Below are 20,587 nucleotides of genomic sequence, written 5' to 3' on the forward strand. Positions count from 1 at the left end.
ACTTTATATCTCCACTTCCTCGGTTTGCTCGCTTTCCTGCAGCTGAATTTCAGCGGTTTGTTTTAGTTTTTGTAGCTCAATCATTTTGGCCATTTCACGGCAGTCTTTGTATGTGAACAGTTGAATAACAGATAGGTCCACATCAAAGTCTTGCTTTATGAGCGCACCTAATTTCACTAGAAGAAGTGAATGCCCCCCTAATTCAAAAAAGTTTGCCAATACACTGATGGATGAAACTTCTACTTGTAGCAGCTTTGCCCAAATACCAATCAACGCCACTTCAGTATCACTCTCTGGTGGCACCAGTTTATGTTGCTGTAGTGATATTTCTGGCGCAGGCAATGCTTTGCGATTGACCTTCCCATTAGGCGTGAGTGGTAACTTTTTCAGTACCACATATTGACTAGGTTGCATGTAATCTGGCAGTACATCACGCATATGCTCGCGTAACGACTCCGCAAATACTTGCTCGTCTTGCAATTGACTTGTAGGACAGACATAAGCTACTAATCGTGCTTTATGACTCTTCTCATCAACAAGACTAACAACAGCACTTTTAATTTGAGTAAGCTTTTGCAAGTGACTTTCAATATCGCCCAGTTCAATACGAAATCCCCGTAATTTAACTTGATCGTCAACACGACCAATGAACTGCAATTGACCACTCGGTTTCAACCGAACTAAATCTCCCGTCCGATACACCCTCGCATTCGGGCTAGAATCAAATGGACTTGGCAAAAACCTATCTTCAGTCAATGATTGATTGTCAAAGTAGCCACGAGCAACTCCAGCACCACCAATATATAATTCGCCTATCGCGCCTCTTGGTGCTAACCGTCCCTCTGACATAACATAAAACTGGGTGTTGGCAATTGGGCCAGCTAAATGCAAGCCTGTTTGAGAAACATCACTCACACTCGACCAAATTGTTGTTTCGGTAGGACCGTACATATTGAGTAATCGCCAAGGCTGATCAGATAACAATTCAGCTAAATCTGCCGGCATAGCCTCACCACCAACACACAAAGTCGAAACCTGATGCTCAATAGAGGGATCTAACAAAACGTCCGACACTGCATAAGCATGGGACGGTGTACATTGAATATGGGTGATCTCCTCTTGCGCAATGACAGTTTTTAAATCGAACTTCTGCGAATTAGCCGCCAATTCACTAATAAACTGCGCCTGTTTAGCTCGCAATGCATTCAATTCTTTTGCTTCTTTCAAACGCTCTAAACTCACTAACACTTCTTCATGCTCAATCCCGAAGTCAATTAAGCAAGCACATTCATCAACACCGATTTGAGTGATTTTATTAAGTTGATTCGCTACGGAATCAACGGTCCCGAAGAGACCACTTTGAGTAAAGAATCTTTGGTAGCCAACATCAATGACTGCATCCAGATCAGTGTCAATGTCCATGCCAAGCTCTTGAGCTAGCGGCTTCATTAATCCGATAGAATGTTTTAAATAATTTCTAAATGGCTGCTCGACTAGCTCACTGACTTGCGCATGGGTATCTCCAATAAAGGTATGGATCATAAGTGCAACTTTACCTTCTTTAGGATCAAACCCATGTTGCTCTAATGATCGGCGATACAGCATGATCTTCTCGGCCAGTTCATCTAGTGATTGACCTAATAAGTGAGTCAAAATATTTGCGCCAATACTACCCGCATATTCAAAGGTTTCGGGGTTACCAGCTGCTGTGATCCATGTTGGTAATGAAGATTGAATCGGCTGTGGATGCAAAGAAATGGCAATATTTTGATCAATACCATTGCGACGTGTAATTGCACCTCCTCGCCATAAACTATCTAGTTCAACAAGTTTATCGCGCATCACTTGATGCCTGATCTTGAAGTCTTCAGGAAAGAAAACAAAATCATTAGGGTGCCATCCTGATGCAATGGAAAGCTCAACTCGCCCTGCAGACAAGTTATCCACCATAGACCAATCTTCAGCCACTCTGATGGGGTCATGTAATGGTAAAACTACACTGCCTGAGCGGATCCTAATATGCTCCGTCGTGGCTGCAACAGCGGCTGCCGCAACAGATGGATTGGGAAATTGGTCACCAAATTCATGAAAGTGACGTTCAGGGATCCAAACAGCTTTAAAATCATTTTCATCAGCAAATTTTGCGCCTTTAAGTAACAAGTTATATTTGTTTTGTCCTGTTACTTGATCTGCCGCGAAGTAGAATAGGCTAAAGTCTAACGGCTTGTTTTCTTCTGTACGTACAATTCTATCTGGTGAAAGTACGACTTTATGTCCGTTAGACAAAGTCCATAATAATTCCAAAATAGAAATATCAAAGCTGATACTTGTCATCGCCAGCCATGTTGCATCTTGCTGATTTCCAACAGACTGGTTCATTCCATGGAAAAAACTTAGTAGGTTCTGATGCTCAATCATGACCCCTTTCGGTGCGCCGGTAGAACCAGAAGTAAAAATCACATAACTTAAATCATCTGCGGCAATATCCTGTTTTGTCAGGTCTTCCGTCTCACACTCTATTAAGCGACTGACCACTTCATCACTGTCTAAAATCATGGTGTTAGGCAAGTAATTAGGATCTAAAAACGAAGCAATTGACTCAGAAGTGAGCAGCAAATCACATTGAGCCTGATGCAGTGTTGTCTGTAGCCGTTTTGCAGGGAAACTGGGATCTAATGGTACATATGCTGCGCCTGATTTTAATACCGCTAACATTGCGATAAGCATGTCAGGATTACGCGGTAAACACACACCTATACGGCCTTTATCCGTAGTGCTAACTTGTTGAATTAGCCTAGCAAGTTGATTTGCCCTTTGATTCAAAGTCTCAAAACTTAAACGTTGATCATTAAATATAAGTGCTTCTTTTTGAGGCTGGCGTTTTGCTTGCTGTTCGATTAACTCATGCACGAGCAAGTTTGTTTGATAAGGTTCAGCTGTTTGATTATACGTTGACACAAGCGCATGACGTTCAGTTTCACTAATACAAGATAATCGCTCTAAGCTATCGTGTGATGCTGATACCAAGCTATTCAGAAGAATAATATATTGTGATGCAAGTGTTTGAATATACTCATTTTCAAATAATGATTCACTATACAACCATTGAAACTCTATACCATCATCATTTATCTCTGCACTCAAATCTAAGTCATATTTTGCAATCGGTTGTGCCGCTATCATGGGCGTCAGAGAGAGGTTTTCGATTGAAAGCGCAACCTCTGAGTTAGTATTCATACTAAACATCAATTGAAAGAGTGGCGCAATGGCAGGATCTCTGGGAACTTGACTCATTTCAACTAACTGTTCAAACGGCACATCTTGATTATCCTGCATGCCTAAATTAATCGTTTTCACATGATCAAGATAAGCCGCAATACTGTCATGATCAGCATTAACTCTTAACACTAAAGTATTAACAAAATAACCAATTAAGTTTGATAACTCCGAACGCGTTCGGTTTGCCATGGGCGTACCCAAAACAATGTCTTTGCTATTGCTGTGTTTGGATATAAGCAACGCAAAAACGCCTTGCAACAACATAAATGGGGTCAGCTGATGCTTGAGCGCAAAGGTTCTCACACGTTCAGCCGCTTCTTTATCAATTTGTTGCTTGACTATCGCACCGCGATAATCAGGTGCAGCAGGCCTTACATGATCCGTTGGCAAAGCATGTAATGCTGGAATATTTTCTAGCTGTGCTTTCCAGTATTCTTTCTGTCGATTTAAAGCATCACTCTCCTCTCTAAGCGATTGCCATTGTGTATAGTCAACATACTGAATACTAAGCTCAGGTAGCTCGGCTTGCACGCCATTAGCTTGAGCTTGGTAAAGTGCAATAAACTCATTTAATAATAATGATATAGACCAGCCATCAGTCGCAATATGGTGCATGTTAAACAACAATACACCCTCTTCTTCCCCAAGCTTTAACCAACTGGCTCTTAGCATTAAATCATGCTCTAAATCAAACAAAGTCGCTGCATCTTCTTCTAAGATTTTATGAAGTTGCGACTCTTGTTCAGCCTGCTCAAATGCACTCAAATCAACTTGATTAATCGCAAAGCTAAACTCAGGTAAAACGTACTGCTTGGGCTCTCCATCTTGGGCTTTAAATACAGTTCTAAGCGCCTGATGACGCTTAATTATTTGAACTAATGCCTGGTGAGCATTGGTCAGTTCAAAAGGCCCTTTAACACGTAGAGGAGTAGGCAAGTTATATTCTGCACTCCCTTGCTGCAACTGATCAATAAACCACAACCTTTGCTGAGCGAAAGAAGCTGTCACAGTGCCATTTTCAGCAGAACTAACAGGGATCTCACTTTCATTTTGTTGCATCAACTCAGCATTATCTTGTTGTTGTGCTAAAAATTCGATTATTTCTGGCTTTCGTTCTTTAAGTTGGGCAACGATATCCTGTGTTAATTCACCGTCGGGGCACTGTACCTTTAATGCACCATCCACCAGTGTGATTACAATGTTCTTTTTATATAAACTGGTTAAAAATGCTGAGACATTCACCGATTAAATCTCCATTTCAATTACATTATCTGACTTAGCTACCGCTTCTATCGCCGCTTTTTTCGCATGTGATAAATCAATAATTTCAGCCTGCTCACGAACTCTAGGGTTGGAAAAAATATCTCGTACGTTAAGCTCAACTTGAAATTCAGCTCGAATTTGAGCAACTAACTTAACAACCAGTAGAGAGTGACCACCCACCTCGAAAAAGTTGCTATCTATACTGACCTGTTCACTACTTAGACCGAGCAAATCAGCCCACATATTTACGAGTGTTTGCTCAACCTCTGTACTAGGCGCAATATGTGTTTCAAGTTCCAATTTAGGTATTGGTAAGGCGTGTACATTCAATTTACCATTGGTATTGAGTGGCCAGTGGGATACCTCAACCCACGCATCAGGATGCATATAATCTGGCAAGTGCTGTTTCGCTTCAGCTATGACATCCTCTTTGGTGGTTTGAGCATGGTCATACTCTATATAAGACACCAGCATGTCTTTTCCTGATTCATTTCGCTGGATCACATGAGCGTGAATTACGCCTGCTTGCTGACGCAAGTGAGACTCAATATCAGCAAGTTCAACGCGGAAACCTCGGATCTGAACCTGCCTATCGCTGCGACCGTAATACTTGAAGTCATATCCATCAAATAAAACAACGTCGCCAGTGTTATAACAACGTTCACTTTCACCTAAAGCTATAAACTTTTCTGAGTTTTGTAGCTCATTGCCAATGTACTCGCGTGCTAAAGAACATCCTGCAATCCACAACTCACCTTTACTGCCTACAGGCATTAATTGTTGGTGTATTCCAACCACATAGGCGTCTACATTCGGTATTAAGCAACCAATTGGCGGGGCAGTATCGCTACCCGTACCAATTTTATAAGTTGTCACAACGTGCGTTTCAGTTGGACCATAATGGTTCCAAAGTTGGCATTGCGGATTACACGCTAAGAATGTCCTGATGGCTTCGCTCAGTATTAACTGCTCACCGGCCACGATGACTTCTTTAAGCGACACTTTTGTATTCGGGTGCTCAATATATTGTTGAGCTATTAAGTCAAAAACCGCAGGGGGAACAAACAAGCGCTGCACTTGATGTGCTTCAATTAGCCCTCTGATATCTGCGAGCTCCTGCTTTTGGTGCTCCGTCATCAATACTAAACAAGCGCCACTGTGCCATGCTGTAGCAAGCTCTTGAATTGATACATCAAAAGTAATCGGTGTAAATTGAAGACCTGTATAAGGTTGGTCGTGATCACCAGTCTGTACTAAGTTAGCTATCGTTTGATGTGTTTGAAGTACACCTTTTGGCAAACCAGTCGTACCCGAAGTAAATAACAAGTAAGCCGGATCTGATGGTGCTACCTCAATATTTGGATTGTCACGATTTTCATTAGCAACAAGCTCTGCAATTGAAACAAAACGACTAGATATAAAACTGTCCACTGCGGTGATAGGTTGATCATCTTCGACGACCCATAATCTGGCAGATGATGTGCCGATAATATGTTCCATCCGCGCCGCTGGTAGCTGAGTATCAATTGGCAAATAAGTCGCACCCGCTTTTAAAATACCAAGCAACAATGCAATTTGTTCAACCCCTCGGGGCAAGCTCATGGCTATTACATCAAACTGATTCACACCAAGTTCAATCAAGCTATGGCTTATTCTGTTGGCTAATTGATTTAAAGTTTGATATGACACTGTATCGCCATTTGCGGATTGCAAGGCTGGATGGTCTGCTAACTCAATCGCGTTATGCTCTACAAGCGCATGAATTGAAGAGTGTGTATAAAGCTGCTTTTCTCCCTTGACCCCAAGCTGTAATTCGGCCTGCATTTTCTCGTCATATAAGCTCAATTGTGTCAATGAAAGTGCATTAACTTCACCGTTTAGCGCCAGCAAGTTATCAACAAGCTGTATGAAATCACTCGATAGTTTGCTTATATACTCACTAGAGAACAGTGCTTTATCATATATCCAATCAATACCCCACTCAGATGCCCGGTTTTCAACACGAATTTCTAGGTCAAACTTCGCTGATTCTCCCTGTTCAACACGCTGTAAGCTCATGGCTCCATCACAAGTAGGTTCACTCGCTTCAATGAAATTAAGCATTAACTGAGCGAGTGGTGTAAAGGCGGTACTTCGTGGCAAATTGAGTTGCTCTACCAGATACTCAAAAGGAACCAGTTGGTTACGTTGTGCAGCAATGTTGCACTCTTTGATATGCGCAATAAATTCAACAAAACTGTTAAATTCGGTATTACTTCTTAGCACAAGTGTATTGGTGAAAAAGCCGACTAAATCTGTAATTGATTGCTGCTCACGATTTGCTATCGGGGTTAATAATATGACGTCATGATCATTGCTATGACGTGCAATAAGCAGGGAGATCAGTGCGTGCACCAGCATAAACTGCGTTACTTGCAATGATGCACACAACGCAGCCAAACCTGACTTTTGCTCATTATCAAGCACAGTACTCAATACTACAGCATCATTACGTTTAACCTCTGGTCGCTCAAACTGTATGGGTAAACGATGTAATGGTGGAGCATCAGCTAAGTGCTCTAGCCAATATTCAACCTGACTCTCGTAGGCTTGGGTTTGTTCAAACTCATTTCGCCAACTTACATAATCTGAATAGGTTACTGGCAATAGAGGTAACTGAGGCACTTTAGATGCCAACAATGCACCATAAATGGTTTGCAGTTCACGTTCAACAATGTGCATTGACCAACCGTCAAACCCAATATGATGAATATTAAAGATCAACTTACCGCATTGTGGCCCTGTCTTTATTAAACTCACTCTGACCAATGGACCTTTTGACAAATCAAATACATACTCAAATTCGCTCTTCAAAATGTCACGCCATTGAGCTTTTTGACTCGATATAGGCAGCCCCGACAGATCAACTTCATTAAACATCAGGTTATCTGTTTCATTGAGGGACCACATAGGCTGCAAGTCAACCATGTGGTATGTAGCTTGCAGTGGCTCATGTCTAGCGATCAGCGCTTCTATTGACAGCTTCAATACATCCGGGTCAATTGCACTTTGATACTCGTATGCAGTACACATGTTGTATTCTGTTGACTGCTCATTTAGCTGAGATAAAAACCACAGTCTCCTTTGAGCTGGAGCAAGCGGACGCGCTTTCTGATGTTGTAACGGCACAATGTCATATGATGTTCGGCCGACCGATAATGCTTTATCTATCGCCTGAGATTGCTGCTTTATACTTTGGAGCTCAAACAGTTGTGCAAGTCCGATGGAAATACCGAAACGCTTTTGGATAAGGCCGTTTAACTTAACGGCTAGAAGTGAGTTCCCGCCAAGACTAAAAAAGCTTTGTTCAGCATCAAGTACTTCCCCATTTATCCCAAGCAAACTGTGCCAAATTTCAGCCACCACAATCTCTGTTGGGGTTTGTGGTTCAACCGTGACACGCGAAATATTCCAAGCCGGTAAATTCTTTTTGTCTATTTTTCCATTAGGTAGCAAAGGCCATGTATCTAAGGTAACGATTACATTGGGAACCATATGTTTAGGTAAGTTTTTACTGAGATGCTCCCTAACCTGTTGTTCACAATTATCGCTCAATGAAGAAACTTCGATATAAGCAATTAACAGTGTCCGTGTGGGCTCTTGCGCTACTTTTACCAAACAGGCTTCCACAAACTCCAAACGCAATAAATGGAACTCTATCTCACCCAATTCAATCCTAAAGCCATTCACTTTAACCTGATCGTCAATTCGGCCTAAGTAATCCAAGTAGCCTGCTTTTGTATACTTGACCAAGTCCCCGGTTTTATACATTTTACTGCCTGAAATATATGGGTTATCAAGATAGCTATTCGCCGTTAAGTTCGGCTGATTAAGATAACCCATAGAGACCCCTTCACCACTTAAATACAACTCCCCTATACAACCAAATGGCACTAACTGCTGATTCGAATCTAAAATAAGGGCCTGTGTAGATGAAATTGGTTTGCCAATCAGAGGATTGCTGTCGACTGGCTGTGCCATACTGTAAAAAGTTGAATAAGTAGTATCTTCTGAAGGACCGTAAAGGTTAACCACTCTATCGATCGTAGCTAAATCCAATAAGCGGTTCACTGTATTTGCTTGTAAGGGCTCTCCGGCCAAATTCACAGTTATAGCTGATGCTGGGATTCTCCCCTCTTGCAATAACGAGTTTATACCTGAGGGGACTGTATTAATAAGAGTCACATCCAGCGCACAGTGGTCAGCTTCAAGTAAGCTCAATATGCTATCCACTACAACGCACGTCCCACCACTTACCAGTGGTAAAAAGATCTCAAAAATAGATAAATCAAAATTCAATGAAGTGCTCGCCAATACTCGACGTTTTTCTTCATCACTAAAATATTCATTTGCCCAAGCAAGCATAGCAGCGGCATTTCGATGCGATATCATGACGCCTTTGGGATTACCTGTAGAACCAGAGGTATAAATGATATAAGCCATCTGGTTAACATCGCTAAATACCTCTGAAGAAGAACGCTTTGACAGCTGCGGTATTTGCTCAATATTAACGACATTAACATTACCGAATTCAAAACAATGTGCTGTTGAACTATCGATAAAAACTTGCACCGGTTTCGCGTCAGCAAGAATATATTCAATTCGAGCTTTCGGATAATTGGGATCGAGAGGGACATAAGCAGCCCCCACTTTTAAAACAGCCAAAATAACCGCGAGTGTTTTTTCAGAGCGGCTCATACAAATCCCAACAACATCACCGACTGCGGTATTTTGTGAAACCAGATAAGCTGCAATAGACTCTGCTTGTGCGTTTAACTCCTCATAGGTAAGTGTATGACTCCCAGAACACACAGCTACAGCGTGCGGCGTTTTAGTGGCTTGCTCTTCGAATAATCGGTGTAAACACACTGGCACAGAAATATCACTACTTGGATTCATCTGCTGAGTTAAATACTCAACTTCAGTACTAGAAAGCATGTCCAATGACGTGATGTCATCACTGTTGTTCATGCAAACTGAAGCAAATAAATTATGTAGATGCGAATCAAGCTGCTCAATATACGTACTATCAAACAATGCTGTGTCATATACCCAATGAATATCCAGTTTTCTATCATTCGGTACAACACTAATATGAATATCAAATTTACTTTGTACAGGAAAAGCAAATTCATTCAATGATGACAATTCAACATCATTAAGATGAATACCAGCCTGCTCATTGGTATTCATATCTAACATAATTTGAAATATTGGAGATACACCTGGATTTCGACTCACATTCAGTGCATCCACCAATTGCTCAAAAGGTACATCTTGATGTGATTGTGCTTCAATATTGACTTTCTTGACGTGTTGAAGAAAATCTCGTAATGAATGGTGTCCTGCATTAACGCGCAGAACCAAGGTGTTAACAAACAGCCCGACTAAGTCTTTCGTTTGTTCATGTCGACGATTAGCTGTAGGCGTACCAACAACGACATCGTTACTGCCACCATGACGAGCTATTAATAAACTCACCATTGCATGCACCAACATAAACATGGTCATATCATTGTTTTGCGCCACACTTCTCAATCGTACGGTTTGCTCTGGCGATACCGTAGACACGATGCGGGCACCGTCCGTTTGCTTAATCTCAGGTCGATGTCGCAGCAATGGTAAACCGTGAACACAAGGAGCATCAGCTAACTGCGAGCGCCAATATTCTACCTGCTCAGCAACCTGATTTTGTTGTTCAGGGGCATTTAACCAGGTCGCGTAATCTCCATATGAAACTGAATTTTTTGCTAATTGGTTACATATCATAGACGCTGACTGGCCTTGATTTAACAGCTCATAGCAGTGAGAGAATTGCTCTGTTAAAAGCGCAACAGACCATCCATCAACGGCAATATGATGCATGTTAAGAATCAAACAACCTCGCGCCCTACCGCTGTTATCATTTGGCAAGGAAACATAGTACACACGCAGCATGATATCTGTAGATAAATCAAAAGGCTTAATCGCAATGTTTGCTAACTCGTCATAAAAGTCAGCTGATGCATCGACCTTAATATGCTCTACAACACAGTGCACATCACTCATGGGAATGACTTGCTGTATCACCCCTTGCGCAGTCTCTTTATACACGCTACGCAACACTGGGTGCATAGTAAGCAAAATATCTATCGCGCTGTTTACTAAATCTAGTTGCAGATCTCCAAACACTTCAAATGCGACAGGAATATTATAGGCTCCACCGAATTCACCTAGCTTGTCAATAAACCATAGGCGCTGCTGGGCAGGTGAGAGCGCGTATTGACCTTGTTCTGATTTAACAACCTCAATTTCACGCCATTGTCCATCTCGAGAAGAAGACAGCAAGGCTGCCATGGCTGATAACTCAGCGTGTGCATATAAATCACTAATAGATATTTCTACATTCAATTGAGCTTGGATCAGAGCTGACAAACTGATCATACTCAAGGAATGCCCGCCAAGTTCAAAAAAGCCAGTATGTCGGCCTATGCTCTGCGCATCTATTTTTAATACCTGCGCCCACAATCGAGCTACATCTCGCTCTAACTCTGTATTAGGACTTTGAAATTCAACATCCAATTGCAACTCTTGAGCTGCAGGTAACAATTTACTATCGACCTTGCCATTTTTAGTGATCGGCAGTTCTGGCAACATCACATAACAATGTGGAGCCATGTAGGCAGGCAGCGCTGATAAAACTTCCTGCTTTAAAACTTGCAACCAACGCTGGGCAGCATCATTCATTTTGTAATAGGTAGCGCCACCATCATTTAATATTTCAAGCTGGGAGGCTAAATTGGACACATCATCAATCTCAGGAACAACATAAGCTATGAGCTTGGGCTCCATGTTTTCAGCTCGCTGCGCCACAACATACACTTGAGAGACTTGTTGAGATTGCTCGATACCGGCAGATATTTCAGCAAGTTCGACTCGGAATCCTCGTATTTTTAACTGTTGGTCATCACGACCAATAAACTCAACGAGCCCCTTGGCATTAAAACGGACTAAATCCCCAGTGCGATAAAGCCGCTCTACTTGACCATTGGCGGTCTCAACATGAACAAATTTCTCTTCTGACAGTTCAGGCTGATTTAAATAACCTCTGGCCAGCCCGCCACCAACCAACAATTCACCAATCACGCCAGGTGGTTGCAACTTTAGATCTTCTGAGACGATATATACACTATCACCCTGCATAGGTACGCCGATTGGAAGCGGCTTTTCAGCTTTTTGTGATAATGCAGGCACAGCGAAGTATGTAGTAAAAGTTGTATTTTCTGTTGGGCCATAGCAATTGAATACTTGCGCATTGGGCAGCGCCTCTTGCACTTGTCGAACACTTTGAGGAGAGACTATGTCTCCGCCTGACAAAACAACTTGTAAGTTATAGCCTTGCTCACTTTCATTCAGTGAACTAGCCCAACGTCTGAATAAACCTGCTGTAATAAATGTATGTGTGACTGCATGTTGGCCCAAGATTTGATTAAATAGCGCTAAGTCCATATGAGGATGTGTATATAAAACACAACACCCACCGTTTAACAAAGCTCCCCAGATCTCGAATGTCGCAGCATCAAAGGCAAGACTACTGATTTGAATCGTCACCGTTTCTTCATTCATAGCAAGGAAGGGTTGATCAATTAAGCGCAATACACCTGTCTGCTCTATCATTACACCTTTCGGCAGACCCGTCGTGCCTGATGTATAATTGACATACACTAAATCAGTTTGCTGCGCCTCAAAACTTGTAACTGTTGAATTAGGCGCTTGATAAAGTGCTTCGATATCAACTACCAAAACTTCAGCATTTACTGTCACAGCTGACGCATTTAATAAACTATCTAACTGTTCACTGAATTGAAGCTGTGTAAGTACAAGTGATGTTTGGCTGTCATGTAAAAGCTGCGTCACTCGTTGAGCGGGGGTATCGATAGTAATTGGAACATAGGCGCCACCAGCCTTCGTTATAGCCAGTATGCTGACAATAAATTCAATACTTCTAGATTGATATAACGCAATCAAAGTACCTTCGCTAATGCGAATATCACGCTGTCCATTAACCAGCTGACAAATATCACCCGCTAATTTATCGGATAATATGTCTAATTGTTGGTATGTTAGGTGTGACTCACCTGTTCGAATTGCCACACTATGAGGGAAGCTTTGAGCTTGCTTACGAAACCTTGCCTGAATCGTATCTTGGTGACTTAAAGTCATGTTGGTGGGTTTACCCCAATCAGACAACTGCTGAAGTTCTTTAGCGTTTAGCATTGCAACATCACAAAGCTTTACCGCAGGCTCTTCTAGTACTTGCTCCAGCACAGCGATCACATGTTCACTTACTTGAGCTATATGCTGATGTGTAAACAATTGGGAATCAAACGCCCAATTCCATGTAACACCTCGCTCATCAAGAACAACATCAACAGATAGATCAAACTTCGCTACACCATCAAACACCTCTTGCTGCTCAAAATAAACATCTGCAACTTGCTTACTTTGATTTTCGCCACGCATCGTCATCATAATTTGATAGACAGGTGTATAATCTACCGAGCGCTCTATCTGGCAATGCTCAACGACTTGTTCAAACGGGATATCTTGATTGTCTTGCGCTTCACCATTTACCGCTTTGACATGTGACAAATACTCTGAAAAGGTCCTGCAACCGGACAAGGTTGTTCTCAATGCTACCGTATTGACAAATAAGCCAATTAAAGACGCTAGATCAGGGTGGCGTCGCCCAGCTACAGGGGTACCAATCAATATCTCTTGACTATTACTATGTCGCGCCAATACATAACTCAACACACTGTGTAAGAAAACAAACTCAGTGACCTTGAAACGTTCACTTAACGACGTCAAACGACGCTTAACAGAAATAGGTAAAGTGACAGTATGTAGGTCTGCCTGATATAATTTAACCTCTGGTCTGGGGAAATCTAACGATAAGCCATGCACAGCAGGTATATTAGCCAATTGATCATACCAATAAGCTAACTGCTGCTCAGCGCGTGCTTCTCCCATCCATTTTTTTTGCCACTCTACATAGTCGCTGTATTGTAAGGGTAACGAAGATAAAGAACTTGTATCGTTATTTATTAACGACTCATAATGGGTGATGAACTCTTCGAACATATTATCCACGGACAATCCGTCCGAAATAATATGATGAATATTAAACAGTAAAACACCCTGTTCAGATGATATTCGGCAAAAATCACACCGGAATAACGGAGCAGAATCCAATTGGAAATTGAAAGTTTTATTCGCTGTGATCAGCGCTTCGAGTTGATTTTTTTGATCTTCAGGCTCTAACCCAATTAAATTGTATTCAGTCACCTCAGGCTTGAACGAGTCTAAGATAGCCACTTCAAGGCCATGTTCTGTTTTCAAAAACTGGCTTCTCAGCACCTCATGTCTTTGTACCAGCTTGTTTAATGCTGACGTCGCTGATGCAGTATCAAAAGGACCTGTTACATTAAACTCCGACGCCATATTGTAAAGTGGCTCAGACGTAACTTGACTTAAGAACCACATTCTTTGTTGCGCATAAGAAGGCGTTGCAGGCAAGTCACTCTTTTCGATTTTGTGAGCTTGGCTTACTTGCTCTTGGTTCGCCATCAAACTAAGGCAACATTCAATTGTTGGCTCATCATAAAAAGCCGCAATGCTTATTTCTTTGCCATATGCTTTGTAGAGTTCCGAAACCAATTGTACCGACTGTAATGAATTTCCACCTAAAGCGAAAAAATTATCTCTGACACTTATTTCACTCTCTTTTCTGCCGAGTATATTCGCCCATAGTTGAACCAAGGCGCTTTCTTCGTCGCTCCTAGCCGCAACAAACTCTTCACCCTCGTCCGCCATATCAATGTGACTAGACAACTGGTCAAAATCACGGATGAGCAGATTAAGGTCTGTATCCGCTTTAGTAAGCGTTTGCTGTAACAGCTCATTGGCTCTTCGCGCCAATTTCTCAATCGTATCACTGGCAAAAATCGAACCATCATAAACCCACTTCCAATACATACATTTATCATCAGAAGAAATGTCCAAACTTAAATCAAATTTTGCTGTCTGCTCAATGGGTAATACAGGTTCAACTTCAAGCTCCCATAACTCTAAATTAGACAGCGACACCTCATTCATCGTAAACAAGATTTGAAATAGCGGCGTGTATTGCGAAGAGCGACTCACGTTACACAAATCCAACAAACGTTCAAATGGCAGATCTTGATTGCTCAATGCGTTTGCATTAACACCTTTAATGACATTCAAAAACTCTGAAAACGTTTGACTTTCATTGCACTTCACGCGCAATGGAAGGGTATTTACAAACAAGCCTATTTGATCATTGAGTGCATTCAGCTTTCTGCCAGAAACAGGCGTACCGATCACAATATCATTCGATTTGCTCAATTCCATTAACGCGAGGCTAAAAACAGCATGGCTCCACATGAACGGAGTAACACCGAATTCACTTGATTTAGCGACAAGCCGCTCATGAACACTTGATGAGTTTTCAACGGTAAAAGATTGAGAGATGGATGGATTATCTATGTGACGAACAAAGTCTAATGGCAAACGATGTACACTAGGTACATTTTTAAGCGTACTCTGCCAATGCGCTTCTTGTCTCGAATACTGTTCACTTTCCAACCACTTCAATTGCCAGTTTGCATAATCAATGTACTGAACAGAAAGCGGCATTATTTGTGGGGCTTTGTCCTGTGCATATGCTGAGTAATTGTCGGAAAATTCTTGTAGGAAAATACCTATCGAATGACCATCAGCCGCAATATGATGTACATTAAATAGCAACACCCCCTGAGCCTCTCCCAGAGACACATAGCAACTTTGCACCATCAGGTCTCGAGTTAAGTCAAAACTACGTGCAAAAAACTCTGCGGTTATCTCACCTAATGCTTGCTGTTTTTGGTTATGGACGTGACTACCCAGATCCACGAAGTCAAAAATATATTGCTCAACTTCTTGTATGTGCTGAACAAGCTGCTCTTTATCTTGCTGATAAATGGACCTTAATATTTCATGCTTCTGAATTACATCGAGCATGGCTTTTTGTGCGGCTGGTAACCTAAAATTACCTTTAACATCAATGCTGACAGACATATTATACTCAGTGCTATCTGGTCTCATCTTATGTAAGAACCACAAACGCTGCTGAGCAAAAGATACAGGATATGACTGCGCTTCTCCTCCCCGAGTAAGTAAAACTAAGTCATCGTTTATATCGTTCGTTTTTAAACTATCTGCACATTCACGGATCGTTGGCGATGAGTAGAATTCGCTCATATCGAGCGCCATATTCAGTCTGTCTTGAATTTCTGATAACAGCTTAATCGCTAGAAGCGAATGGCCACCCAAGTTAAAGAAGTTGTCATCAATACCCAGTGTATTACTTGGTACACCTAATACGTCAGCCCAAATAGTCACGAGAGCGTGCTGTAGTTGATTTTTCGGCGCTATATATTGAGAAGGTGTAACAGTGGCAGCTCTACTTAGCTCTATACTTTCAAACTGGCTTATTTTGTCCCAGCTCTCAGTTAAAGAACCATCAATGACTGAATTAAGCAAAGTAATGAAGTCATTTGTATATTGCTCTATTCGTGCATCTGAAAATAATGCACAGTCATATAGCCATTCAATTTCGGTTTTGTCCTCACCTAAACGAAGGGTCACTTCAAGATCAAATTTAGAAATTCTGTTATTCGCAGGTAAGGAGTTTAGACAAGCATCGCCAAGCCCTATCGTTTGTGTAGAACTCTGCTCCATCAAAAATAGAATTTGAAACAATGGCGTGTATGCAGGGTCTCGCGAAGCATGGGAGGAATCAACTACCTGCTCAAATGGCGCAGCTTGGTTCGCCTGAGCCTGTAAATTCACCTCTTTAATATGCTTTAAGTATTTCGAAAAAGATGGCTGTTCTAATGAACTTTTTAATACCAATGTATTTGCAAAGAAGCCTATGATGTCATGTAGTTCTTTCTGCTCACGATTAGCAACAACTGTACCTATCGCCACTTCTTTGGACTTACTTTGTATCGCTACAAATAAAGCAAACACTCCCTGAAAAAGCATAAACGGCGTTAATGAATGAGCTTGAGCATAATCACACAAAGCCTTTAACTGTGCTTCATGCAATCCAACTGAAATTGATTTACCTACAGTCTGCTTTGTTTGAGGGCGCTTATAATCAAGTGGTAGACTGTGAGTATCAGGTAATGAGTCAAGCTGATGTTGCCAGTAAGTAAGTTGGCTCTGATATTCTGACGAATTTCTCCAAGTCGTCTGTTGCCAATAAGCGTAATCCGAAAACTGAATACCACTTAGAGATCCAGTTGAAGTATCACCACTTATAAATGCCTCGTAATAGCGGCTAAATGTTGATAACAGTATTGCCTCTGACCAGCCATCAAATGCGATATGATGAACTACTAGCACAAACACTTGTCTATTGTATTGGCCTTTCAAATAACTTGCCCTGAGCATAAGATCTGAGCTTAAATCAAATGCTTTAGTACTGTGCTCAATAATAAGTCGTTCTATTTGCTCATTATTCAATGCCGATTCAATACCATATTTTGTAATATCAAATGACTTCGGCTCTAGTACAACAGGGGCAATTTCACCGTTTTTCTCTAAGAGTGTCGTGCGCAACACTGGATGCTGCATTATGACTTGATATAAAGCGAATTGCGCAGCATCAATATCAAAACTGCCATCAATTTCAAACGCAATTGGCATATTGTATTGGGTGCTTCCCATCAAGCGATCTACAAACCAAATACGCTGCTGAGAAAATGATGGTTTTAGAGGCGCACTTTCTTCTTTAGCTGGTATCGCCAAGGCTTTTTGATAACTAGGCAAGTCGTGAATTTGTTGGGCTAACTGCGCGACACTTGAGTACATAAAAATGTACTGTAATGAGACATCAACATCTAAGCGTTTCGAAATGTCAGCTGCCACTTTCATCGCAGCAAGAGAGTGCCCACCAATTTCAAAGAAATTATCCGAAATACTAACTTGCTCTTGCTCAACACCAAGTACAGTCGCAAAACTCTTTTGTACTTCATGCTCCAAAAAAGTAGCAGGGGCAATATAAGGTGCGCTATGCTCAGCTTGATCTGGTGTAGGTAATGCCTTTTTGTCAATTTTACCACTGGTATTAAGTGGCCATTTCTCAAGAAAGAAAAAGACATTAGGGACCATATAATCTGGCAGCTGCTTTGAAAGCTCAGCCCTTACCTTGCTCTCAAGCTGCGTTGTACCTGAGTTATCTGTTACAACATAAGCAACTAATTGCTGCACACCTTGAGCAGTTTCATGCACTCTAACTAAGGCCGCTTTTACATCGATTAACGCCTGTAAAGACTGCTCTACTTCTCCTAACTCTATTCGATATCCACGAAGCTTTATTTGCTCATCTCTTCGGCCCAGAATATCAATTTCACCATTTTCTATTACACGTGCAATATCACCTGTGAGATATATTCTATCTTCATTTAAAAACTCGCCACTAACGAAGCTTTGGGCTGTTTTTTCAGGCAAATTTAAATATCCGCGAGCCAAAGCTTGCCCCGCTAGAGCAATCTCTCCTCGCACAAAAGGAGGCTGAACATGCCCATTGCGATCTACCACAAATGCCTTCACATTCGCCATTCCATGACCAATGTTCACCGGGTGTGCACTATTAAACTCTTGCCATGTTGCATAAACACTAGCCTCGGTTGGGCCATATAAATTTACAATTTGGCATTGCTCACCAAAATAACGTTGAGCTTGTTTTGCTATTTCTGTAGGCAAAGCTTCACCAGCGAGCATTAATTTTTGCAGCTTTGCTTGACTAAATTCAGAGCGAGCCTGCAACAAAATCATGCTTAACCGAGATGGTGTTGCTTGCAGCATTGCAAAATCTTGTGCATTCAAAAGACCGGCTACACCTTCCCCTTGAATGGTTTGCTGCTTGTCAGCAAGTTGTATCGTTGCACCGGCCAACAATGGCACCAAGGTTTCACCAAAATATACATCAAAGGCAATACCCGTCAGCGAAAGTACTCTATCTTGTGGCTGAAGATTAGCGACCTCACCAAATGCATTACAAAAGCTCAAACACGCTCTATGATCGATCATTACGCCTTTTGGTTTGCCTGTAGAGCCTGAAGTAAACAAGATATAGAGTAAATTATCTGGACTAGCGCTTCTCTTAGGAGCCAAAAACGCTTTATTCATATCATGACTGATCGCTGAAATAGGCCAAAAGTCAATGTCAGCTGTAAGATCCAAAGAGCGGTCACTAATCGCTATTATTGCCCTACATTCCAATGCAATTTGTCCCGCCCTAGAAGGCGGGCTCACCGCATCAACCGGCACATACACAACATCTGCTTTCCAACAAGCTATCATCGTTGCAATCAGCGTGATTGAATTGGGTAAGTAAACTAATACGGACTTCTGTGGTGCATAGCTGGGGCTTGAAACAATTTGCTGCGCAATTTGGTTAGCATAATTATTAAGCTGCTGGTACGTAATCACTCTATCGTCTTGCTCAATTGCAATATATTCAGAGAAAGAAGCAGCCGCACTTTCAAACAGTTCGATGACAGAAGCCTCCCAAGTAGGCTCTTTATATCTTGGGTTTACTTGATTAATGACATCTAGTCGAATATCTCGATCAAGAAGGCTTATCTCTTTCAGTTGGCTATTTGGTTTTGTATAAATACGATCAATAATGAAGCTAAACTGGTTAAGTAATAAAGTAATTAACTCATCATTAAACTGACTACGGTCGTAGTTTAGATCCAGTTTGTATTGCGCAAATAATTGAGCTGTTACAGACATCGGATAATGATTCATTTCCCAATGTTCAGCATCAATCAGCTCAAGTCCGGTGCTATTTAAAATCACGCTTTCATTTAAAGGGTAATTTTCAACCGTAAATAAAGTATCAAATAACTCTGATTCTGCGGATACTCCACTTGACCGCATTATTTCATTTAGATCGACAGGCTGATTCACAAGTGCATTATTGACTGAGGATTGAACCCTTTCAAAGTAATATGCTAACGATTCTGTACTGGCAATATTGAAACGAAGAGGAACAGTCTGTATCCCCATGGTAATGACAGTAGCGAGGTTTTCTGGCAATGTCGCTCTATTACTAATTGCTGTACCAAAACAAATATCATCAGAATTATTATAACAACGTAGCAACAGGCCCCAACAACCGAGCAAAACTGTTGAAGGTGTAATCTGAAACTGTTCTGCAATTTTATCTATTTTGTTTTTATTTAAAGGGCTGGATTGAGATGTATAACCGACCTGAAAATCAGTTTTTAACTCTCTAATGGAAAGCCTGTTTTCCTCAATAAAATCAGAAACTTCTCGTTGCCAGTAATTACTCTTTTGTGTATTTTTTGAAGCGATAAGCTCATGCTTACGATGCTGCTCTAATGACGTTACATTCCAGCTTTTCTTTGCTCGATTAGAGTTGCCTGTAGTAGAACAATACAAATCAAATAAAGACTCTAACAGTAATGCATTACTCCAACCATCTAATATAATGTGATGATTACAAACAATTAATTCATATCGATTTTCTTCGACTTTAATAACTAAAAAACGAATACAAGCCTTTCTTATATCAAATGGTGTATCACGGTCTTTTTCGATAATTTCTCGCGTTTTATTTATTTTTTCTTCATTAGACTCACCACTTAAGTCAACGAAGTTAAATAGCGCTTTTACTTCCTTTAAGACTATTTGAACAGGCTCTTTAATACGTTCCCAGCGGAAAACACTCCTTAATGTTTGATGTGTTTTTACAAGTTGATTAACTGCTTCATGTAAAGAATCGACTGATAAGTTTCCGGCAAGAGATAATCTAAGTTGTGCAGAATAAACACTGTTCCCTTCACTCTTAATGGATTCGATTAACATGCCCTTTTGCACAGAAGTTAATCCTAAAATTTGCTCTATGTTTTTCTGCACAACCAACTCC

Annotated in this window: 2 protein-coding genes; both read right to left on the reverse strand. The window is 41.2% G+C overall.

Annotation, left to right across the window (positions count from 1 at the left end; genetic code table 11):
* Window positions 1–3 precede the first annotated feature (3 nt).
* Complete coding sequence (locus N473_RS20425; protein WP_063369529.1) at window positions 4–4,521, reverse strand: MupA/Atu3671 family FMN-dependent luciferase-like monooxygenase; 4,518 nt, start codon at window positions 4,519–4,521, stop codon at window positions 4–6.
* Between the two features lie 3 nt (window positions 4,522–4,524).
* Window positions 4,525–20,577 carry a non-ribosomal peptide synthetase gene (locus tag N473_RS20430; RefSeq protein WP_196766443.1) on the reverse strand — a complete coding sequence of 5,351 codons (16,053 nt, stop codon included), beginning with the start codon at window positions 20,575–20,577 and terminating at the stop codon, window positions 4,525–4,527.
* Window positions 20,578–20,587 lie beyond the last annotated feature (10 nt).

Source organism: Pseudoalteromonas luteoviolacea CPMOR-1 (assembly GCF_001625685.1).
GTDB classification, from domain to species: domain Bacteria; phylum Pseudomonadota; class Gammaproteobacteria; order Enterobacterales; family Alteromonadaceae; genus Pseudoalteromonas; species Pseudoalteromonas luteoviolacea_K.